At 63.6% G+C, this 22,038-nt stretch carries 18 protein-coding genes; 9 read left to right on the top strand and 9 right to left on the bottom strand.

Going from position 1 to position 22,038, the window contains the following annotated elements; translation table 11 throughout:
* Positions 1–124: 124 nt before the first annotated feature.
* Positions 125–2,668 (bottom strand): HzsA-related protein, encoded by a 2,544-nt coding sequence (locus ACYQ6J_RS17105; RefSeq protein WP_460185410.1) that lies wholly within the window; start codon positions 2,666–2,668, stop codon positions 125–127.
* Positions 2,669–2,855: 187 nt separating this feature from the next.
* Here ACYQ6J_RS17105 and ACYQ6J_RS17100 point away from each other — a divergent pair, with 187 nt between their 5' ends.
* From ACYQ6J_RS17100 to ACYQ6J_RS17085, 4 genes are all read left to right on the top strand, one after another.
* Positions 2,856–3,794, top strand: a complete 939-nt coding sequence (locus ACYQ6J_RS17100; RefSeq protein ID WP_460185409.1) for a menaquinone biosynthetic enzyme MqnA/MqnD family protein — start codon at positions 2,856–2,858, stop codon at positions 3,792–3,794.
* Positions 3,739–4,839: a cyclic dehypoxanthinyl futalosine synthase gene (gene mqnC / locus ACYQ6J_RS17095; protein ID WP_460185408.1), complete on the top strand. Its 1,101-nt coding sequence runs from the start codon at positions 3,739–3,741 to the stop codon at positions 4,837–4,839. Before ACYQ6J_RS17100 ends, mqnC begins: the two co-directional genes overlap by 56 nt.
* Positions 4,836–5,849, top strand: a complete 1,014-nt coding sequence (locus ACYQ6J_RS17090) for an RsmB/NOP family class I SAM-dependent RNA methyltransferase (RefSeq protein WP_460185407.1) — start codon at positions 4,836–4,838, stop codon at positions 5,847–5,849. Before mqnC ends, ACYQ6J_RS17090 begins: the two co-directional genes overlap by 4 nt.
* 205 nt (positions 5,850–6,054) lie before the next feature.
* Positions 6,055–7,404 carry an exosortase/archaeosortase family protein gene (locus ACYQ6J_RS17085; RefSeq protein WP_460185406.1) on the top strand — a complete coding sequence of 450 codons (1,350 nt, stop codon included), beginning with the start codon at positions 6,055–6,057 and terminating at the stop codon, positions 7,402–7,404.
* On the opposite strand, the gene ACYQ6J_RS17080 is transcribed toward ACYQ6J_RS17085, so the two are convergent.
* Positions 7,401–7,901 (bottom strand): tRNA (cytidine(34)-2'-O)-methyltransferase, encoded by a 501-nt coding sequence (locus ACYQ6J_RS17080; RefSeq protein WP_460185405.1) that lies wholly within the window; start codon positions 7,899–7,901, stop codon positions 7,401–7,403. The two genes, ACYQ6J_RS17085 and ACYQ6J_RS17080, sit on opposite strands and share 4 nt — an antisense overlap.
* 553 nt (positions 7,902–8,454) lie before the next feature.
* On the opposite strand from ACYQ6J_RS17080, the gene carA reads away from it, so the two are divergent.
* The 3 genes from carA to ACYQ6J_RS17065 all read left to right on the top strand — a co-directional run bounded on the left by carA (position 8,455) and on the right by ACYQ6J_RS17065 (position 11,076).
* Positions 8,455–9,606, top strand: a complete 1,152-nt coding sequence (gene carA / locus ACYQ6J_RS17075) for a glutamine-hydrolyzing carbamoyl-phosphate synthase small subunit (protein ID WP_460185404.1) — start codon at positions 8,455–8,457, stop codon at positions 9,604–9,606.
* A gap of 81 nt (positions 9,607–9,687) precedes the next feature.
* Entirely contained in the window at positions 9,688–10,059 is a 372-nt protein-coding gene (locus ACYQ6J_RS17070; RefSeq protein ID WP_460185403.1) for a hypothetical protein, read from the top strand.
* A 192-nt stretch (positions 10,060–10,251) separates the two neighbouring features.
* Positions 10,252–11,076 (top strand): TylF/MycF/NovP-related O-methyltransferase, encoded by an 825-nt coding sequence (locus ACYQ6J_RS17065; RefSeq protein WP_460185402.1) that lies wholly within the window; start codon positions 10,252–10,254, stop codon positions 11,074–11,076.
* A gap of 102 nt (positions 11,077–11,178) precedes the next feature.
* On the opposite strand, the gene ACYQ6J_RS17060 is transcribed toward ACYQ6J_RS17065, so the two are convergent.
* The 7 genes from ACYQ6J_RS17060 to ACYQ6J_RS17030 all read right to left on the bottom strand — a co-directional run bounded on the left by ACYQ6J_RS17060 (position 11,179) and on the right by ACYQ6J_RS17030 (position 18,400).
* Positions 11,179–12,465, bottom strand: coding sequence for a DegT/DnrJ/EryC1/StrS family aminotransferase (locus tag ACYQ6J_RS17060; RefSeq protein WP_460185401.1), 1,287 nt, complete (start codon positions 12,463–12,465; stop codon positions 11,179–11,181).
* A gap of 21 nt (positions 12,466–12,486) precedes the next feature.
* Positions 12,487–13,602, bottom strand: a complete 1,116-nt coding sequence (locus tag ACYQ6J_RS17055; RefSeq protein ID WP_460185400.1) for a GNAT family N-acetyltransferase — start codon at positions 13,600–13,602, stop codon at positions 12,487–12,489.
* A 29-nt stretch (positions 13,603–13,631) separates the two neighbouring features.
* Entirely contained in the window at positions 13,632–14,870 is a 1,239-nt protein-coding gene (locus ACYQ6J_RS17050) for a glycosyltransferase family 4 protein (protein WP_460185399.1), read from the bottom strand.
* 59 nt (positions 14,871–14,929) lie between these two features.
* Positions 14,930–15,496: a hypothetical protein gene (locus tag ACYQ6J_RS17045; RefSeq protein ID WP_460185398.1), complete on the bottom strand. Its 567-nt coding sequence runs from the start codon at positions 15,494–15,496 to the stop codon at positions 14,930–14,932.
* A gap of 430 nt (positions 15,497–15,926) precedes the next feature.
* Entirely contained in the window at positions 15,927–16,454 is a 528-nt protein-coding gene (locus ACYQ6J_RS17040; RefSeq protein ID WP_460185397.1) for a carboxypeptidase-like regulatory domain-containing protein, read from the bottom strand.
* Positions 16,455–16,709: 255 nt separating this feature from the next.
* Positions 16,710–17,585, bottom strand: a complete 876-nt coding sequence (locus ACYQ6J_RS17035; protein ID WP_460185396.1) for a hypothetical protein — start codon at positions 17,583–17,585, stop codon at positions 16,710–16,712.
* Positions 17,561–18,400, bottom strand: a complete 840-nt coding sequence (locus tag ACYQ6J_RS17030; RefSeq protein WP_460185395.1) for a tyrosine-protein phosphatase — start codon at positions 18,398–18,400, stop codon at positions 17,561–17,563. The genes ACYQ6J_RS17035 and ACYQ6J_RS17030 overlap by 25 nt, the downstream gene beginning before the upstream one ends.
* A 378-nt stretch (positions 18,401–18,778) precedes the next feature.
* Here ACYQ6J_RS17030 and ACYQ6J_RS17025 point away from each other — a divergent pair, with 378 nt between their 5' ends.
* Positions 18,779–20,860 carry an esterase/lipase family protein gene (locus ACYQ6J_RS17025; RefSeq protein ID WP_460185394.1) on the top strand — a complete coding sequence of 694 codons (2,082 nt, stop codon included), beginning with the start codon at positions 18,779–18,781 and terminating at the stop codon, positions 20,858–20,860.
* Positions 20,861–21,359: 499 nt separating this feature from the next.
* Positions 21,360–21,947: a response regulator gene (locus ACYQ6J_RS17020; protein WP_460185557.1), complete on the top strand. Its 588-nt coding sequence runs from the start codon at positions 21,360–21,362 to the stop codon at positions 21,945–21,947.
* The last annotated feature ends 91 nt before the right edge of the window (positions 21,948–22,038 follow it).

Genomic DNA, 22,038 nt, shown 5'->3' with positions numbered 1-22,038 from the left:
GTTCTCCGGAACCGGTAGCTACCACCCGCGATAAGGGGTGGGCGAACCGAGACCGTACGCCGAGAGAAGGGCGGTGTAGAAATCGCCCGCGGAAAAGCGGAATCCGGCCTGCCGACGGTGGTCTCTATTCGAGGCCGGGGCCGGGAATAATTTCACCCCGCAATTGTCGGGCTTGCAGGTCGCGGTCGAACGTCCCGTAGAACAGGGCGTTGGCGTCCATCCAGGTAGCCAGGGCTTCCACCTCTTCCGGCGTCAATTGGACGCCGAAGTGCCGCCCGGCTATCAGGTCGTCGAACCATCGGCAGGCGCGAGAACCGAAGTGATCGGGCGGGGTGGCCGGCTCCGCGTTCGCCGCCGGGTGTCCGCCGTTCCAAGCCGAGAACGGGACCTTGGCGGCCAACTGGATGTAAGCGACGGTGAAGGCGCCCTCCGGTCTTCCGACCAGATTCAAACCGCCTTCCGCCTTTTCGTCGCCGTGGCAGGCCGCGCATTGGCGATCCAGGATGGGCTGCACCAGACGCGGAAAGCTGAGGGGCTTGGAGCCTTCCGGCCCGGGCGTAATCGTCGACGGTTCCCGCCGCAACGCCAAGGGCGGTCGAGACACGGAAGGAGCGACGTGGCGCGGCTCGTGGCAGCCCACGCAACTGAGCGTCTCGCCCGGCTGAACGTACGTCAGGCTCCGCATCGTCTGGACGGCCCGCCCGTGTTCGTCCAAGGCCTGAAACGCGATGGGGACGCCGGCGGGAACCGTGAAGTAGGCCGAACCGTCCTCTTCGACGGGCACCGTGCCCAGCACCTGCTTGCCGGGCGAAGCGTGCGCCAGCCCAACCATGGGGTCGTTCACGTGCGGCGTGGCCTTGGGCAGCACCTGCACGATGCGCAAGCGTCGAATCGGAACGGCGGGCAGCGGTTTCCACGAGGCATACACGTTTTGCAAGATCAGCGTCCCGAATGCTCGCGCGGCTTGGGGCTTGGCACGCGACGCCTGCCCAGCCGAATCGGTGGCGGACGCGCGATCGGCTCCCGTCATCGAGACCGGTCGCGTCACCCGCTCCACTTGATCCGACGGGGCGAGCGCCGAGCGGGGTTCCTCCCGAACGCCGTCGTCCAAGACCGCCAGGTTCACAGGCCGCTCGCGCGGCGCCAACGGCATGGCCCACAAGCTGGATATCGCCGGATCGCGATGCAGCAGTTCTTTGTTGCCGAAGCGATCGCAGAGATAGACGCCGAACATGGCGGGCGGGTTGGGATCGGGCTCCCCGATCAGGCGATCGAAGCTATACGCCGCCAAGAAGAACGACTCGGAGAAGGGCCACGGGGAGCGGTAGCAGTGCCCCGGCCAGCGTCGGGCTTCGACGGGCACCTCGATCCGACTGCGATCCACGACTCCCGCCCACCAGTATTCCTCGCGGCTCAAGTTCGCCACGGGAACCTCGCTCTCCGGAAATAAGGCGTCCGGAGTCAGTCGCTCGAGCGGTTCCAAGCCGTCGCTACCTCGCTCGGGATCGATCAGGATGATGGAACCGGCGGTCATGGCGTGGTGCGCAGCGGCGGTGGCCATGACGCGATGGGAACCGGGCACCGGTCGCGCCTCCCACACGCCGACCGGGTTCCAAGTATTGTTGCCGTAGAAGGCGGCTACGCCCGTTCCGTCCGGCCGCGCCGTCCACAGCATCTGATAGAACACGGCATGCCGATCCACGTAGTCCCAACGCGTGTAGATGATGCGCCCGTCGTGCAAGACTGCCGGATCCCATTCATGCGTCTCATGAAACGAGATCGGCCGCGGATTGCTCCCGTCGGCCTCCGCCAGCGTCAAGACGTGGACGGGACACGGACCTCGCCCGCAACGGTGATATCCGCCCCGCCGTGTCGAGAGGAACACGATTCTGCCGTCGGGGAGGTATCGGCCCGCAAAATCGTCGAACGGCCCGTCGGTCAATCGGCGTACCGATCCGTCCGCCCGCGACCATTCGTACAGGTGATACGCCCGATCCATACACTCCTCGCGATTCACCGGAATCGAGGGGACCTCGCAATAGGAGAAAAGGACGCGCTCGCCGTCGTGCGAGACGTCCAAAAACTGGTAGCTTCCTTGCGGAAAACCGGCGTCAAACAGCGGTCGGCAGGCCAGGGACGTGCCGGGACGATCCAAAACGAACACGCCGCCGCCGGGCCGGGCGGTACTTCCCTGATATTGCGTCAACTGATGGCTGAACATACTGGGGACCTGCTTGATGAAGACGATCGGTCCCCGATGTACCTCTGCGGCGCTGAACATCAAATCCCGGCGAAGGCGGTGGACGGCAAGCCACATTTCGCGCCAAGCGGATTCCTCGGTCGCCCCATCCGCCAAGCGGTCGCTGTCGGAGCGCAGGGCCTCGTACCGGGTGCGCAGACCTTCCGGCAGTTTTTCGCGCTCGGACAAGTATTGCACAAGCCGCTCGATCCGTCCCCAAAGGACCGCGACGGCCTGTTGATAGGTCACCGCCTCACGCGGCGTCTCGATGCCGTCTTGTTTCCGCCAATCCTCCTCCAATTGGGCCTGCTCGGCCGGGTCGTCGGGGTAGGCCGATGGGCCGTCGGCCTGCGCCGCGGCGGTCCAAGCGAGCACCATCATCGACAAAGCTGCGTAGAACACATAGCGGTCGAAGCGGGGGGAAGTCATGGCCGATACCCATGCTCGCTAAAAGGGAAACGGGGCAAGCCCCCGCGCGGAGAGCTTGTGTCAAGACGTCCACAAAAAATTCACACCTCTCTCTGAGATTATGTAGGGAGGCGAAGAGTGCCGCAAGAAAACAGCCCGAAAAAAAGGGAACGGGGCTTCGGGGAATCGGCACCGCGACGTTTCAGAGGTGAACGGCGACCTGGGCAAGTCGCCGATCGACTCGTACAATCGCGGTTTCAGCCCGACCTCGCACGATTGCCTAACTCCCCACGCGCCCCACGGTTTTGCCATCATGCCATTCTTGAAGGATTCGCATACCAGCCCTGACTTTCCCCGCGTGGGCGGCGTATGTTACCTGAACGCGGCCCCGCTCTTGCGAAATTTGACGGATTATCTTCCCGCCGAGAACGTCGTTTACGACGTCCCCAGTCGGCTTGCCGATCTCTTGGCCCGGGGTCAACTGGACATCGCCATCGTCCCGTCGTTCCAGGCCTTTCGCGACCCCAATTCGGTGGTGCTTTCGGACGCTTGCATCGCCGCGCAAGACGTCGCCCGAAGCGTGATCCTCTTCAGTCGCACGCCGCTGCATCAAATCACGACCTTGGCCCTGGACGCCGGTTCTCGCAGCAGCGCCGCCTTAGTGCGCATTCTTCTGGCGGAGTTGTACCAGGTCCGACCGCGGACTCGGGAGCTGCCCCTGAACGAGGACCTGACGAAGACCGCGGACGATGCCGTGCTGCTGATTGGAGACCGGGCCATGGTATCGCGGCCTGACGGGTTTCCGCACGTCTGGGACGTGGGCGCGATGTGGCACGATTGGACGGGCTTGCCGTTCGTTTTCGCCCTGTGGATTGCGCGGCCCGGCGTGAACCATGCGTACTGGGGGCCTCGATTCGCCGCGGCGAGGGATCGGGGTGTCGCCCAAATCCGCGAAATCGCCGTGGAAGCGGCGGAGAATTTGGGCCTGCCTTTCCCGACTTGTTATGATTATTTAAGTCGGAACTTGCATTTTAGGCTGGGGGAGGCCGAAAAGACCGCTGTCGATCGATTCGGCCGACTGTTGGCGAAACATGGTTTTGTTCCAAGCGGAGTCGAACTTGTCTACAATTCTGAAAATTCTCGATAAGGCGGTGGTCGGTTGTCGTTTGACGGAGGACGAGGCCGTCACCTTGCTGCGCGATTGCGATGACTTGGCGACCCTGGGCGAGGCCGCCGACGCCGTGTGCCGGCGCCTCCATCCCGAGCCTTTTCGCACCTACAACATAGATCGCAACATCAATTACACCAACATTTGCGTGGCGGGGTGCAAATTCTGCGCCTTCGCGCGTCGCCCCGGTCACGAGGAAGGTTACGTATTGGACGAAGAAGTCCTCTTCGCCAAGATCGCCGAGACCGTGGAATTGGGCGGCGACCAGATTCTGCTCCAAGGGGGGCTCAATCCCAAGCTGCCGATAAGTTGGTACGAAGATCTGCTGCGGGCGATCAAGACGCGATTCCCGCAAGTGAACATCCACGGCTTCAGCCCGCCCGAGATCTATTTCTTCGCACGCATCTCGAAGCTTTCCATCGAAGAGGTGTTGGGGCGACTGCGCGAGGCGGGGCTGGGCAGCCTTCCCGGCGGCGGGGCCGAAATCCTCGTCGATCGCGTCCGCCGCAACCTCGCCCCCGGAAAAGTCAACGCCGATAATTGGCTCGAAGTCTGCCGCGTGTGGCATCGCTTGGGAGGTCGCGGTTCGGCCACCATGATGTTCGGCCACATCGAGACGCTGGAGGAACGAGTGGAACACCTTCGCCGCCTCCGCGAACTGCAAGACGAGACCGGCGGCTTTACCGCGTTCATCTGTTGGACTTTTCAGCCCAAGCATACGGAACTAGCCCACATCGCAAAACTCGGTTCCGTCGCGTACCTCAGAATGTTGACGGTGGCGCGACTGTTCCTCGACAATTTCCCCAACATCCAGGCCAGTTGGGTCACGCAGGGCGCGCAGGTCGGACAACTCTCCCTCCGTTTCGGCGCCAACGACATGGGCAGCCTGATGATCGAGGAAAACGTCGTTGCGGCGGCGGGAACACAATTTCGCACCAGTGAGCGCGAGTTGCGGTCCTTGATCGAACAGGCGGGCTACCAACCTCGCCGGCGCAACGTCCACTACGAACTGCTTGAAGTGTGAGCGGCCTTCCCTTTCCCTCGCCTTTCTTGGAGCGACTGGCGGGCCTTGTGCCCCCCGACCGCCTCGAGCGTACGCTCCGCGCCCTGACCGAACCCAAGCGCGTGGGATTTCGGGTCAATCGCCTGCGCGCGGACCGCGGGGAGGTGGAGGAGGCGCTGCGGCAAGAGGGCGTGGAGTATACGCCGGTTCCATGGTTGCCCGACGCTTATACCGCGGGCGCCGAGTGCCGATCCCGCCTGGTTCGGTCCCCACTCTTTTCGACGGGACGCATCTGTTTGCAAAACCTGTCCAGCATGACGGCGGTGCACGTCCTCGATCCTCAACCGGGCGAGGAGGTCCTGGATCTGGCCGCCGCGCCCGGCGGAAAGACCTTGCTGCTGGCTCAACGGATGCAAAACCGCGGGCGAATCGCCGCCGTGGAAGCCATTCGCGAGCGACTTTATAAGATGCAGGCCGTCCTGAAGACGGGCGGCGCCGCCAACGTGAAAACCTATTGGACCGACGGACGCACCGTCGGTCGCAAGACCCCGGAGCGATTCGATCGCGTGTTGCTGGACGCCCCGTGCTCGGGCGAGAGTCGTTTTCACGCGGCGGACCCGGCGTCTTTTGCGCGATGGTCTCTGCGGAAGATTTCCGAGTGTGCGCGCAAACAGGTCGGCTTGCTCCGCTCGGCGCTGGCCGCGGCCAAGGTCGGCGGTGTCGTCGTGTACTGCACCTGCTCGTTCGCCCCCGAGGAAAACGAGGCGGTCATCGACGCCGCCCTCCGCGATTGGGAAGACGCGATCGCATTGGAACTTATCTCTCTGCCCGTGGACAACCTTCAGCCCGGCCTTGCGCGGTGGGGCGAGCACGCATTCCATCCCGCCGTGATCTCGGCGGTCCGCATTCTGCCTACCGAAGAAATGGACGGCTTCTTTTTGTGCCGCCTCCGAAAGACGGCCTCGTTGGAGGAGTTGTCGCGGCACCGCGGCAAGGGGCGGCGGACGCGGCCTCGGTCCCGGCGTCGTTAAGACGGCTACAAATGCCGCGGGCGAGACGCCGGCTCGGCCCCTCGCGAAAACTCCGCCGTTTCGAGTCGTGATCGATGAAGAGACGGACTATCATGGAAGGAATCGCCGCGCTGCGGGACCGAGCGCGCCGCGGGGGCAAACTCCCGGTGCGCTGCGTCGTGGCGCGACGACGCAGTGAGAAACCTGTTCCTTCCGCCTTACCCGTATGGCGCAATCCAAACCCAACCCTATCCTCAAACCAAGCGAATCCCGTCCTCAGGCGGTTTATGCCGCCGGTTGGGCGGCGGCGCTGTTGTGCCTCTTAGTGTGGGCGTACTGGGCCGACTTTCAGGAGGTCGCCGCGGCCTGGCAGGGGCCGCAGTATTCGCACGGCCTGCTCATCCCCGTGGCCGCCGTCCTGCTGCTCTGGTACCGTCGCCACGACGACGCCTTCACTTTCGCTTCCCGAGACACGAGCGAACGTTTCGCCGCTCTCGTGTTCGTCGGACTACTCGCCGCGTCCGCCGCGGTGTTCGCCTTCGCCGCAGGCTCGCGGACGGACCTGTCCGGCGAGGCAGCGCTCGCCTTGCCCGGGCGTGCGGCGACGATCGCGGGCCCTGCCGCCGGTCTGCTGTATGCGGCCGCGATGATTTGGGGAACGTCGATCTCGCTTTGGGCGCGATTGCGTGCTCTCAAAATGTCTTCCGATCATGGATCGCCGGCCTCCAACGAAGCGGAACCCGCCGCGTCCGCCGCAATCGGCGGACCGACTGCTCGCAAGAACGCCGCGGCGACCGGTCGCAACTTCGTCGCCGTGGAACCGGCGACGCCTGCATCCGGCGGCACCGCTTGGGAAGCAAGGATCGCCGTGGGGCTTATCGCCGTAGGACTGCTCCTTCGGCTCTGTTTCAGCTATTTCGGGCTGGGGGTGCCGGGGATGTACACGTTTGTGCTGCCGGCGGCGGGCGTGGTCTTGTATTTCGCCCCCGGCGGCTATTGGCGACGACTGCTTCCCGCCGCCATCCTGCTCTTCTTCATGTTCCCGCTGCCCTTCACCGTGGAGCAAGCCGTTCTTGGACCACTTCAAACGCTAGCCGCGAAAAGCGGCGCCTACGCCTTGCAGACCCTGGGACTGGAGGCCTCCAACGAGGGCGGCAACTTCATCCGCCTGGGAGATTTTCGATTGGGCGTGGTCGAACAGTGCAGCGGCTTGCGCATGGCCACCGTGTTGACGGCCTTGGTCTTGATGTATGTGTTCCTCGTTCGGATTCCCCTCTGGCAATCGATCGTCCTCGTGACGGCGGCGGTGCCGATCGCGGTGGCGGTCAACTTTCTGCGGATCACCGTGACCGGCGTGTTGTACGTCTATGCCGGGCGAGAACTGGCGGAACGCGTGTTTCACGACTGGGCGGGCTACCTCATGCCGCCGGCGGCGATTCTTCTCGTGGCGGGCCTGCAATGGCTCCTGGACCGCCTATTCTACGTCGATCTCGATCCCGAGGTCCCGCTCGCCGATCGCCGAACGACTCCATCCGAACCCGCGAATCGGCCTCGCACGGCCCGTCCCGAACTCTAGGTCGTCGATCCGCTCTCGTTCGCGTCGCCCGGTGCTTGCCAACCGCTCTGCCGCCAAGCTTCGTATAGAGTGATGCCGACGCTGACGGAAAGATTCAAGCTCCGCACGCGACCGCTGATGGGAATCCGCAACAGCGATTCGCGGTGCGATTGGAGCAGGGCGGGCGGCAAACCTCGCGACTCGCTGCCGAACACGAAGACGTCGCCGGGCCGATATTCGACTTGGGCGTAAGACTTTGCGGCCGTTTTAGTGAGGAACCAGAAGCGTCGGTCGGGCAAGCGTTCCCGCAAGGCGTCCCAATGGTCCACCGCTTCCCAATCGAGGTATTGCCAGTAATCCAGGCCGGATCGTTTGAGGTGCCGGTCGGTAATGCGGAAACCCAGCGGTCGAATCAACCACAGCTTTGCGCCGACGGCCACGCAGGTGCGGCCCACCGCCCCGGTGTTGTGAGGAATCTCCGGCTGAAAAAGGACCACGTGAAACAGGGGCGTACTCATGCCTTCGTCGTGAGAGTCCTTTTGCCTTGACGCCGTTGCTATGACGTTGCGATCGCAGTCGCTGCCCGGAGACGGAATGCCCCGCCTCTCCGTCCGGGTCGCGTGCCCCGTGTGCTTTCGGCGCACGAATTCCTATAATAAACGAGATATGCGCCTCGCGCCGAGTCGTTACGCAATCGCCCCGGGGGGTGAACGCCGGCCGCAACTCCGAGTTCGATTCACGCGCGCAAGGCGGAAACCGAGTCGCGTAGAGGAAACCCGCGGAAGGCCGTAGTTGGGAGCGGCGGCGCAAAAAAAGAAGGGTCTCTGCTCGCCGGGGCAGAAACCCTTTGGGTCGGCCGCTCTCCGGCTCCCCATGCTATGCGGAAACCTCGTAGACCCAGCAGCCGTATTCCTAGCTATCGGAGATACGCCGCAAGCACTTTAATCGCCCCAACGGAAACGGCCGACTCGACGACTCCGCGGCCATCCCGGCAGCCAAGGCCCTAGTAAAAGTACCCCGGAAATCCCAGCAAACCCACTCCAAAGATTGCCTCGCCGTAATCAGCACACGATGAACAAACTCGCCAAACTCGCGTTGGAAGATGGAACCGTTTACACCGGTTGGTCGTTCGGAGCCGAAGGGGAAGTGGATGGCGAAGTCTGTTTCAACACCTCCATGACCGGATATCAAGAGATTCTCACCGATCCCAGCTATCGCGGTCAAATCGTGACCATGACGTATCCGGAGATCGGCAACTACGGCGTCAACGAGGAGGACTTCGAGAGTTGGCGACCGCACTTGGCCGGCTTCGCCGTCCGTAATCTCAGCGGTTCGGTCAGCAACTTCCGCGCCTCGGGCGATCTCGACGCATTCCTTAAACGATTCGGCATCTTGGGCATTTGGGGGATCGATACCCGAGCGCTGGTACGACGCATTCGCATCCACGGGGCGATGCGGGGCGTCCTTTCGACGGAAGACTTGGACGACGCCTCGTTGACGGCAAAAGCCAAGGCGTCGCCGGGTTTGGTGGGACGCGACTTGGTGCGCGAGGTTCTCCCGGAAAAGGCCTTCGCTTGGGATCGGCCGCTCAGCCCCTGGATCAAGCTGCAAGAGTCGGTCCGCGAGCAGGTTCCGCCGGATGCTCCGCACGTCGTAGCCCTGGACTTCGGCATGAAGTACAACATCGCGCGGCACCTGTTCGATATCGGTTGCCGCGTCACGGTTCTGCCCGGCACGGCTTCCGCCGAGGACGTGCTGGCCCTGCGACCGGACGGCCTGTTTCTCTCCAACGGGCCGGGCGACCCCGAACCGGTTCGATACGCTCAGGAGACCATCCGTAAACTGCACGACCGCCTGCCGGTCTTCGGCATTTGCCTGGGCCATCAACTTTTGGCGTTGGCCTTGGGCGCCAAGACCTTCAAGCTCAAGTTCGGCCATCGCGGGGCCAATCAACCCGTCATGAGCCACGACACCGGTCGCGTGGAAATCACTTGTCAAAACCACGGATTCGCGGTCGATCCGGACTCCTTGCCCGACGATCTGGAAGTCACGCACGTCAACCTCAACGACAACACGGTGGAGGGATTGCGGCACCGCACCTTGCCGGTCTTCAGCGTACAGTATCACCCCGAGGCGTCCGCCGGGCCGCACGACAGCCATTACCTGTTTCAGCAATTCCGCGAGACCATCGACGCCTATCGCGGCGCAACGGCGCGAACCTGAGGCCGGTCGTCTCGGTACAACCCCATTCACCGAAGCCGCTCCTCAGGGCACCGCGGTCAATTCAACATGAAGGGCACGTCCATGAATCCCTACGTCGTCGTCACGATCATCGTGGGTGACGTTTTGCTGGTAGCGGGCTTGTTGGCCTTCTTTCTGACCGGCGCATCGCACTTTACGGCCCTGATTCCCGCGGCCTTCGGCCTGGTCATCCAGACCTTGGCCGTTGTGGGCTTGATGCTTCGCGATTATCAGAGGCCGCTCATGGCGACCGCCTTGGTCGTTGCCGTCTTGGGATTGGCCGCCGCGATCTCTCGCCCGATCATGAAACTGGCCGCCGGCGACGCTTTGGTCTGGAATCCCGCCACGATTTCGCAGGCCGTGATGGCCTTGGGCTGCGCCGTCGCCATCGTCACCGCGGCGATGTTCGTTCTCACTCCGCCCGGCAAACCGTGATCCGAGAGCGGATTGATCTCTTACGGGATCCTAGCGCCGGACCGCGCCCGCCGGTCTGCGCGCTTCCAGGCTGCGAAAAGCGCGGAATCCACGATTTTCGGCTCAAGTTTCGGGGAGCGGCGACCGATTTAGAAGCACCGGCGTACCGGGGGGGAAGCCGTCGCGTAAATCGAGCGCCTCTTGGAGAATCGCATGCCCCCCCTTGGACTCCTCTCGCCGCTTCGCAGGGCCGCCAAAAGTCTCCTACGAAAGGCCGGCTACGAAGTCCATCGTCTGCCCTCTCACGATCCCGCCACCCCGTACGAGACGATCCGCCCGCGGGCGACCTATGCCCCGTGGCGCCGCGATGAGGCCTTCCTGCAAATCTACCGGAAAGTTCGGGACCGCACGCTGGTGGACGTGTATCGTCTGTGGGAGTTGTGGACGCTGGTCGAACAGGCGGCCAAGGTGGGCGGAGCGCTGCTGGAAGTCGGCGTCTGGCGGGGAGGGAGCGGTGCCCTCATCGCGCACCGCGCGGAACAGTGCGGATTCGACTCGCCCGTCTTTCTCTGCGACACGTTCCGCGGCGTCGTCAAGGCCGCCGATCAGGACGCCGACTATCGCGGCGGAGAGCACGCCGATACCTCGCTGGAGCAGGTACGGCGGTTTCTGGACGATCTGGGTTTGACTCGAACCGTCCTGCTGCAAGGCGTCTTTCCGGACGAAACCGGCGATCGCGTGGCCGACCGGCGATTCGCCCTCTGCCACATCGACGTGGACACCTACCAGTCGGCGGCGGACATCGTGGAATGGGTTTGGCCTCGCCTCAACGTCGGCGGCATGGTGGTCTACGACGACTACGGTTTCGCGGTGTGCAGCGGGATCGCCCGGCACGTGGAGGAGCAGCGATCTCGACCGGGTTGCCTGGTACTCCACAACCTCAACGGTCACGCCGTGCTCATCAAGACGGCCGAAACCGCCCAGTCGAATCGTATGCCTCCCGACGTCTCTTTCGATCCGCGCCTCGTTGCGGCGTAAAAGCCCGCCCGGGCGGCGGCAGCACACGGGCGACGATCGTCGCGGAAGGATCATCGTGGCGGAAGCGAGTCCGAGGTTCCGCCTGTGTGAGAAAGCCGAATCTCAAGCGGCGGCGTGTCGCAGCACCTTGCGCAGGGCCCGGGCCATGTCGCGAACGTCTTCCTCGCCAAGCGTGGGATGCACCGGCAGCATGAGGGCGGTTTCTCCCAATTCCCGCGCGACGGGCAGGCGTTCGACGGGGCCGAGATTGCGGTCGCGAAACAGTTTTTCGAGGTAGATTTCCGGGCAAGCGCCGGTGCCACAGGGGACGTTCTCCGCTTGCAAGGCCGCCAAGATGCGGTCGCGATTCCAATCCGGTCGTAAGCGTTCGGGCCGCACGAAGAGGTAGAACTTGTAGTAGGCGTGCCGCACGTCCGGCGGCGGAATCGGGATGCGGAGGCACGGAAGCGGCGACAGTTCCTCGGTCAATATCTCGGCATGACGACGGCGGCGCTCCACCCACGCCTCCAGTTTGCGCAGCACCACCCGGCCTACCGCCCCCTGGAACTCGGTCATGCGGGCATTGGTTCCCAGATCGTCGTGAAGCCAGCGGAACTGCGATCCGACCGCGGGTCGGTGCACGGCCTCGTAATTCTTGCCGTGATCCTTGAAGGTCCACACGCGGCGGAAAAGGTCGGCATCGCTGGTGGTCACCATCCCTCCCTCGCCCGCCGTCGTGAGAATCTTGTCCTGGCAAAAAGAGAAGGCGGCGAGGTCCCCCAGCGATCCCACGGGCCGACCGCGATACCGCGCCCCGTGGGCTTGCGCGCAATCCTCGATGACCGCCAACCCGTGCCGCCGACTTAGTTCGCGGATGGGATCCATGTCGCAGGGCCGCCCGGCCAGATGCACGGCGATCACCGCTCGAGTTCGAGGCGTGAGCGCCGCCGCGATCGTCTCGGCGGAAATGTTTTGGCTCTCGCGATCGACGTCGGCGAAGATCGGCCTGGCTCCGCGGAGCAGGACGCAACTCGCGGAGGCCACGAAACTTCGGCAGGTGACAATCACGTCGTCGCCCGGTCCCACGCCCAAAGCGGCCAGCGCCGCTTCCAAAGCCACCGTACCGTTGGCCAGGGCCACGGCATGGCGGCATCCGACGGCGTCGGCGAATTCCTCTTCGAAACGTCGCGTCTGGTCGCCCGTCCAATAGTTGACCCGACCGCTCCGCAGCACCGCGGCGGCGGCGGCGATCTCTTCTTCATCGAAGGCCGGCCAAGTCGGAAGGGTGCGCGCAATCGCGGGCGAACCTCCCTCCGACGCCAAGCGGTCGGCACTCTCCTCCAACAGATAATCGAGCGGCATCGTGGACATCGCTTTCATCACGAACCGATCCGCGGCGAACCGCCGCATCGCGGAAGATTCCGAAACGTCCTACGCGGCGGGCCGAACCGGTTGTACACGCGCAAGCGGTCGGCGGTAAGCGGGAAAGTAATCATCCTGGCCGAAATCGCCTCCCGCCTCCCGTCGCCGCGCCGCCAAGTCTGCGTACAAGTCGGGTTGCACCACGCAGTGAACCACGCGATAGGTCCACCGCACGTCCGAGAAACCGGCCTTGAATTGGAACAGCGAATCGTGCCGGGCACCGACGCCGCCGCCCAGGTGCAACCACCGAAACCCGTTTTCCATGCCCCAGCGTCTCACGGTATCCAGCAGCAACTTGACGGCCGGACCCGTCACGTTCCGCATCGCGGGATCGCCGCCGCTGAGGTGGTATTGCAGAATCCGCCCGCACTGAAGGAACAAGGCCGCCGCCACGGTTCGCCCTTCCAACTTGGCCAGGAACAGCGTCACCCGCCCGCCCAAGTGGTGGCGCAGACCTTCGTAGTACGAGTCGGGAAAGAAATACTCGGGCGCCGCGTCCAGCGTCCGCATCGTGGCTTCGTACAACCTCCGAAAGGTGCCCATCTCTTCGAGGGTGGGGTCCTCCTCGATTTCGATCCCCATTTTTCGGGCAAGCTTGATGTCGCCGCGGTGACCGTGCCGCATCACGCGAAGCTGATCCTCTTCCTCTCGGTCGAGGTCCATCGCCACGGTCATTCCCAATCGGCGCACTTCGCCCAATCCCTCCCACAACCAATCGGTATCCCAAAGCGGATGCTGCCGCACGAAGATCGCCGCGATGCCCAAGGCGGCCAACGTTTCGCGAAGGGCCTGCTGCCATTCGCGGCGGAATCGATCGGCCTCGCCGTCGCCGGGAGAGACGTTCGAGATCAGGCCGGGGTAGCCGTACACCGAGGTCGCGTCACAGGCCGAAACGCCCTCCAAACCGGGCACGTTCTGAACGGAGCGGACCAGGAAGGGCAACGCGGCGACGCGGTTCCCCCGTTGAAAGTGGAACAGGTACGGTTCCTCTTTGCCGGCCTCCTTGCAAAGCAAATGATAGTGTGCCAAGTGATACGTATCGTATCCGCCGCAGTCGACCAGAATGCGGTCCCATGTACGGCAATCGTGGGCGCGAATCAGTCGGGCGACGTTGGTGTTTTCCATGGCGTTCGTTCCGTGAGTCGGCAACCTCCTCAGGCCGCCGCGCGTCGGGGCAAACCTTGCCCGTCTACGGCGGCATGCAAGACCTCTTCCACAATATCAGTGCAACGGATGGCGTCGAATCGCGCCTTGCCGAGTCGCTGCGCTCTTCGCCCGGCCTCGCGCAGGGCATCGCGATTCCGCAGCGCCTCGGCCATCCGTTGGGCCGCCGCGGGGATATCCGCCGCCGGTAGGACCAACCCGCATGCGTGCTCGCGAATCAGGTCCGCCAGCCAACCCTCGTGATTGATGGCCGCCGCACGCCCCGCCGCCAAGGCGTCGAAAAACTTATTCGCGCAGTTGGCGTGCAGGGCGGGAACGTCACGGACCGTGGACATCACGATGTCTGCCGCCGAGAAGATTCGCGGGACCTCTTCCTTGGAAACCGGCGGGCGAATGAAGAGCGTTTCATTCAAAACCCCCAATTCCCGCGCCGCCTGTTCCACCAACTCGGCTTCGCGTCCCTGGCCCACCAAAAGGAAACGGGCGTCGGGCAAAAGCGGACGCACGGCGTGGGCCAATCGCACGATGTAGCGGCAATCGTTCACCAGGCCGAACGTGCCCGCATACAACACCAGCGGGCGATCTCCCAGCCAAACGTTCTCCGCGCGGAATTCTCGGCCCCACGACTCGGGCACCTGGAATCGCGCGAAATCGCATGCGTTGGGCACCACGCGGATGCGATCCGGCGGGTAGCCCGTCGCCGCCACGCCGTCTGCCATCATCGGCGACCGTGCCACGACGTGGGATGCGTTGCGGTACGCGAAACGCTCGAGGGCCCGCGCCGCCCAAATCGACCACGGGGTCGTAAGCGCCCCCAACGCGATGGGCACCTCCGGCCACAGGTCGCGGACCTCGAAGATCATGGGTGCGCGAAATCGCCGGGCCAAGGCCGCCCCCGGCAAGGCGATGGTCAACGGCGTGCTGCACGCGTACACCACATCACACGGCGCGAACTTCCTGCCGTACAGCGCCGCCCGCGCGCCGAAACGGCCGAACGCGATCAACCGTCGCCCGTAGCCCATCCGGTTGGAATACGGAATCGGGCACCAGTGAATGCGCAGGCCGTCCTCTTCCGTGGTATACCATGCTCCGCGCCGACCGCTCTGATCCGTCGTTATCACCTCCACCACATGACCGCGACGGACCAACTCGCGCGTCATTACAAAGGGAAAAGTCGATGTCGCCTGCCGCGGCGTGGCAAAGTGCTGATCCAGAAACAATACGCGCATGGATTACCTCTCGATGTCCGACCGACCCGGTACGCGAGTCCGAACGACCGCCCTCGCTGTCAGGGGCTGGAGGGTCCGTCATCCGATCCACTAACGGCCAAGGGAATGGCAATCGCGGCAGCCACCAGTCCGCCGATGATGATCGTATCGGAACCGAGCACCTCCCCCACGCGACGCTGTCCGCGAACCGTCGTGTCTGCGGCCACCACCAGCAGGGCCGGCAGGGCCTTGGGCGGAGCGGCCTGCTTCTCCCACAGGCGGACCACCTGCCCTCGCCGGTCGAGGCGGACCTCGTACAGTCCGCCCGACAATCGCTCGCTCGTAAATCGCCCTGAAGCGTCGGTCCTGACTTGCACGGGCGGGGTCTGGGGTTGGAGCTTTTGCAGGGTGAGTTCCCTCCGCGCCAAGGGTACGCCGTCCCCATCGACCAATAGACCCATTAGGCGCCCTTCGGCGTCCAGTCGCACGTCGGCGATTCGTGCCGGGAGAGTCGTCGTCGGCGTCCGCTGGGCCGCGGTGGAGTTTCCATCGTCGCCTGACGGCGGCGCGGCGAACGTCGGCAACACCATCGCCGCCGAAACGGCGAGACAAATCGTCACCCTTGTCCACGATCGCTGTTTCAACATTTTCTCGACTCCTGTACCGCCATCCGCAGCATTCGGCACCGGGTAACCGTTCCCAGGCTCGGATCCTTTTCGGCAACGCCGCGACCGTGCGAACGCCGCCGCTCGATTCGGCCCGGCAGAGCGACCGAAACCGATCCGTTGATTCCCTTCACGAAGTCGCCCAACGGGCGCGTCGCGGATGTTAGCGAAGAGCCGGAAAAAAAGACAAGGCCGATTGGCCGATCGAAGGCACCTGCCGCGGCGAAGCGGCGCCGCTTCCCAAGAAATCGAAAGACGACCGGATCCGCATCCGGTCGTCTTGCAAGATGTTCGGCATTCTCGTGACGGTCCTGCCCGGACGGGCAACCGTCCCAACTCGCGATGGCTTTTACGGTCGAGCGGTCGATCGCCTGCTACGGCGAGTCCACCGACCTCCGCGGATGCCGTTCACTCACGGGCTGGTCGGGCCGTCGTCATCCGAGGCGACGATCGCCACGGGCACCGCAATCGCGGCACCGATCGCACCGCCCACCACCCAAGGATTCTGCATCCACGTTCGCAGTCGCGGGACCATTTGTCCTCGGGCCAAGTCTTGGCCGGACACCAGCAACGCGCCCTTCTGCGCCGACGGCGGAGCCGTGCGAGCGGCCCACAGGCGGAACATGCCCGAACCGTTGGCGGCGTTGACCTGGTACAATCCGCCCTTCAGGCCCTTGAACGCGAAGTAGCCTTCCTTATTGGTCTTCGCCACGCCCAATTGCTGCTTTCCGTCGCTGATTCGGACCGCCGTGTCGGCTAGCGGCGCACCTTGCGGATTGACGACCTGGCCCAAAAGGACGCCGTCCGCTTGCAGGGCCACATCCACGATCACGGGCTTGGCCGGGCTTGCGGTTCCATCCGCCCTCGCGGCGGCACTCCCACCCAAACACAGCCCAACGGCCAGCGCACCCAACGCGAACAACGAAACGAGCTTTTTCATGACGGCTTCCATCTCCATCTCGAGTGCCGAAAGAAGAGCGCCTTCGGTCTTCCTGACGCCTGAACCTCGACGAAAAACACCAATCCATCCCATGCGGCGGGGACGTTGGTCTTGATTCAGATATCGGCAGTAGGTCGCCGTGAATGCAGTCAAAAACGGCACAGACGCCATTTTTGTCGCGTTCAACCCGCCATGAATGACGGCACCGCAGTCACCGCCGGCAGGTCGCCGTTGGCGGACAAGTCGGGGCGCGGGTCAACGCCCCCAATTAGAGAAATGTCGCTTGTAGGCCGTTTTCAGATCGGGAATGCGAGCGGCCAATTGCCCACGCAGGCTGCCGGGAATCCCTCTCTGCCGAATCGTGGCCAGGTAATCGACGAGAGCGTCGCTCGCCTCCGGCGGACCGTGCAACATGAAATGCACCCACGACCAGGCGTTGCGGTAGTCGGCCTCGGTCATGGACGCCATGGACTGCAATCCTTCCAAGTCTTCCAGCGACGGCACGTAGCCGAAACGGCACCGCCATCGCACGGCGGACAGGTAAGGGCTTCTCTCCGCGCGCTTTAGCGGTTCGACTTCGAAATACTCCGCCAAGCCCTCGTCCAACCACAGCGGCACCATGGGCAGCGCGGAGTGGAGCAAGGCGTGCGTGCATTCATGCCGCAGATCCACGGCCAATTCCGGGCTGAGGTATGCGGCGACCATCGCCCGATCGCCCCGCTGCACGTACAACGCCCGGCGATAGGGGACCTCGGGAAACGCCCGCTTCACGTACTCCTCGTATTCCCGCGCATTGGCAAACAGATAGACATCGACGGCGCGAGGGGTCGTCTCCAGTCGTAGGTACGCGGCGATGTCCTTGCTCAGGCCATCCAAATCGCCCAATAGGGGTGTGATTCGGTCTGCAGGAAAGCGACAAAACACTCGGAATCCGGAGACTTCGCGGGCGTCGATCCAGACGAGGTCGGTCGGTGCGTTGCCCACCGCACCAACAACAGGCATCATCAGGAACACTACCGACAATACGGCGGATGAAATGTTGACGCCCGGCGTGCGGGACCGCCGCCGAGAGTCGGAGTCGTTCCAAATTGCCCGATGCCAAGCCTTCATCCCGCCAGCTTTCGGAACCATCGCTCCAGGATTCCGCCGGAGGGCGTCGGCGTTTCCAACGCGGCGGCGGATCGTCCCCGCACGATGCGCCAAGGGTTGCGGCGGAACAGGATTTCGGCGGTTTCCCGACCGAGTTCCCGTGCAATTTTACGATAGGCGACTTGCAAGTCGGGGGCGCGGCGTTTCTCGCCGTGGGCGTCGCTTGCCGCCAAATGCACCAAGCCTTGGCGAATCCATTGAAGCGAGACGGCCTGAACCTCCCGACCGAACCCTCCGTTCAAGCTCGCTCCCGTAACCTGAACCGCGCATCCCGCCTCCACGAGTTGCGCCAGCCGATGGGGGTGGCGACGCAAGGCGGCGTTTCGCTCCGGATGCGTGAGGATGCCGGTCACGCCGATGCCGCGAAGCCGCGCCAGCAAGCCCTCCAAAGGCAAATACAGGTCGTGAGGCAACTCCAATAGCACGTAGCGTCGCGCATCGCCCAGGGTCAGCACTTCGCCCGCCTCGATCCGCCGCGGCAAATCGTCTTCTACGCGGACGTCCGCCCCGGCAATCAATCGCAGGGGGATGCCGACCGCCCGTATGCGCTGCTGGGCCTCGTCGAGTCGTTCCAGGATGGCTTTCGCCGAATTGCCGGCGTATTGCCCAAGTTGGTGGGGCGTGGCGGCCATTAGGACGACCCCCTGCTGCCACGCGGCGCGAGCCATGGCCAGGGTTTCGTCCCACGATCGCGCCCCGTCATCCAAGCCGGGCAGGAGGTGGCTGTGGAGATCGACCATGCCCGGCGGCATGTCGTCCCTGTCCGAACTTCCCATTTCCCTCGGATGCCCCGTCATGGGAGCCTCCTCCTTTCGCCGACTGTACCCGGGCGATCGGAATCGCCGCGAATTATGCGTCGAACGTCCGCCGCCGGGTTCGGCATCCTAGCGAGGCGTCCGCTGCGGGGTCAAGAGCGACTCGCAGCGGGCAATCCCGGCGCGGCCTTGACTGGGCGTAACACTCGGCGATAGCGGGACGGTGAACCCAAAAAGGGCGAATCGTTCGGCATTGACCGGTCCCAACCGTGTTGCTATACCGTCCCGCCGCCCGGTCGTAATGCGCGCCCGCGGGCCGGCTCACGGTCCGCGCGGACGTTGCGGATCGGGTCGCCGCGAGCGACCGGCGGCGTCGATCGAAGCCGAGAATCGCGCCTCCCCCGTCGAACGAGACGCACGATGAAGATGCGCCGTGCCCTGTGGATCTGCGGTCTTGCCCTCCTTGCGGCAAGCACGGGGTGCGCTGCGGCGCGAAACACCCGACTGCAAGACCTCTCGAAATTCCCTATCCTGTCGCGAATTCGCGTCGTTTCTTGGGCGGCGCTGCCCGTTACCGATCGCACACTGCAAATCCTGCGACAGCACGGTATGGAAAACGACCTGACGGAGGACCCGCAGCAAACGCTGGCCCGAGTGCAGGCCATCATCGAGGAGGAACCGAACCCCGAAACCATCTACGCCTACGCGGAACTGAGCTATCAATACGCCAAGCGCGTTCAAGCGGACAATCCCCGCCTGGCCCTGGACCTGTACGGCGGGGCGGTTCTCCACGCCTATCAATACCTCTTCGACCCGCGGTTCACACCCACACGGAACCCCTATGACCCCTGGTTTCGCGGCGCCTGCGATCTGTACAACGCGGCCCTGGAGGGCGCCCTGCGGATCGTCTGCGCGCGGACCGGTCTCCAACCGGGCACGACCTATACCATTGTGACGGCGAACGGGACGTGGGATCTGACATGCGTCCTGCGGGAAGCGCGTTGGGATCCCCGCGATTTCGGCCGCTTCGAATTCGTCTCCGACTACCGCCTGCAAGGACTGCGGAACCATCACGTGGGTTACGGGCTGGGAGTGCCTTTGATTGCGGTCCGCCGCTCGTATCCCAATGAGCCGTCCGTGGCCAAATACTACCCGCCCAACCTCAGCTTCCCCGTCACCGTATTCCTCCGCCCTTACCCGCACGTCGATACCGATCACGCACGGTCCGACATCCGCCGCGCGGCGGCTTTGGAATTGTACGACCCAATCATGACGTCCGACGTCAAGCTCGGCAATCTGCGCGTGCCGCTGCAAACGGATCTTACCACGCCGCTGGCCACATTCCTTTCCAACCCCGCGCTCGGCAGTTCCCTCCGCAACGTGAGCCTGCTCCAACCCGAGCAATTAATGTCCCTGCGACCGGGGAGCGACAAGCCGATCATGGGTCTTTACATGGTGCAACCCTACGACCCGAATCGGATTCCCGTGATCTTGGTCCACGGTTGGCGATCGACTCCGATGACGTGGATTCAAATGTTCAACGATTTGCGGAGCAGTCCGCTCATCCGCGAGCATTTTCAGTTTTGGTTCTATCTATACCCCACCGGCCAACCGTTTTGGATTTCGGCCGCCCAGTTACGGCGCGACCTATACGAGTTCCGCCGGACGATGGACCCTTCGTTCACCCGACCGACGATGGATCGGATGGTCTTGATCGGTCACAGCATGGGGGGCTTGGTGGCCGAGCTTCAGACCATGGAGAGCGGCCAACTGTTTTGGAGCTTGGTGAGCGATCGCCCGTTCGAGGAGGTGCGAGCCGATCCGGAAACCCTCGCCGAACTGCGGGAGGTATTCTTCTTCCATCCCAACCCCTCCGTGCGCCGCGTCATCACCATCGCCACGCCGCACCAGGGCACGCCGTACTCGAACGAATTGACGCAGCGACTGGCGGGACGCCTGATCAGTATTCCGCAGCAGGTGGCGCAGACCCAAAAGGTCCTGCTGAACGACAACCGGAACCTGCTTCGGCCGAACAACCTCATCGAGTACCGTCACAGCGTGGACGCCCTGGCCCCGGATTGCCCGATCTTCGCGGCCATGCGGCAGGCCCCCCGCGCCCCCTGGACCACCTACCACAACATTATCGGAACGGTCTCCCAATCGAGCCTGTTCGCCAATTGGACGGGCGACAACGACGGCATCATTACTCGGGAAAGCGGTCACGCCCCGCACGCCGCCACCGAACTGGTGATCTCGGCGGAGCACACCGTGATCCACACCCACCCGCTAGCCATCTTGGAGGTCAAGCGGATCCTCCTCGAGCACCTTCGCGAGTACCTTGGGCAAGACGGACTGAATTTGGCGGAAGCGGCGGCGACTACCGAGGAGGCAGCGGCCATCGACCGCGCCATCCAGACCGTTCCGGCAACTTGGGAATCTCCGGAAGAAACGCCTCGCGTACGGCGACTCCCGCCCGTCGGCGGCCTGTTCACACTGCCGTAGCCGCAAAGTCCATCCACAAGCGCGTCACTCGATCGAAGCCGATTCTTCGCGCGACGAAAGAAACCCGATTGTGACGGACCGAAAAGATAATCCGATCGTATAGCTTGAATCGAATGCGCGCTTTGCAAGTTTTCGAGATTTCGGAGAACTGGCGATGATTTATCCGGATCGACAAACGGACTTTTTCGGAGCCAATACGTAAACCCTTATTCAAACTGATTTTGCGACATTGCAAGTCGTATTGACAGCCGGTTTAGGTAAGCTATAATGGTCGCGCTTGGCAAATTCGGCAAAGTCGGCAGAGCCGGATGAGCCTGCTGCTTGTAGGCAGCTACGGGAGGTGCGAGATTTGCAGCCTATTGCGAATCCAGGACCCATATCCCGGATGGTAAAACACGGAGGACCAGAAACCCCTCGCCGATCTGCCGACGCTCTGCCTGGGGTTTCGTTGAACATTCCGGCGAGAACCGTGGCGAGAAAAAGGAATAGCCAATCACCTCTGTCGACCAAGTCCGTGTTCACGACCGGCGAAGCGGCCAAGATCTGCAAGGTCAGTCAGCAGACCATCATCCGCTGCTTCGATTCCGGACAACTGAAGGGCTTTCGCGTGCCGGGCAGTCGCTTCCGCCGCATCCCGCGCGATCAGCTCATCGCCTTCATGCGGGACAACGGCATCCCGACCGATGCCCTCGAAAGCGGCGGCCGCAAGATCCTCATCGTGGACGACGATGAAGAACTCGTCGAACTGATCCGCGACGTCCTGCAACGGGACGGGCGATTCGAAATCCGCACCGTCAACAACGGATTCGGCGCCGGGATCATGGTCAAGGAATATCGGCCCGACCTCATCGTCCTCGACATCATGCTCCCCGACATCAATGGGAAAGAGGTTTGCCAGGTGGTGCGGGCGGATCCGTCCATGGACGACATCCGCATCATCTGCATCTCGGGCATGGTCGAGGAGGATAAGATCCAGGAGTTGAAGGCCGCCGGCGCCAACGACTTCCTTCACAAACCCTTCGAGATCGAGACCCTGGTCGACCGCATTTGCCAACTGCTGGACATCGAAAGTCCCGCCAGCGCCTGAGGCGGAACGCGACGGAGCGAGGAAGGCGACCGCCCGTGAAGGTCGCCAGCCCTCCCTAATTCCGCCGCCCGCGCCGTCGACGGCGTCAGAC

The sequence above is a fragment of the Thermopirellula anaerolimosa genome (assembly GCF_054657335.1).
This window is presented reverse-complemented; position numbering and strand designations above follow the sequence as displayed.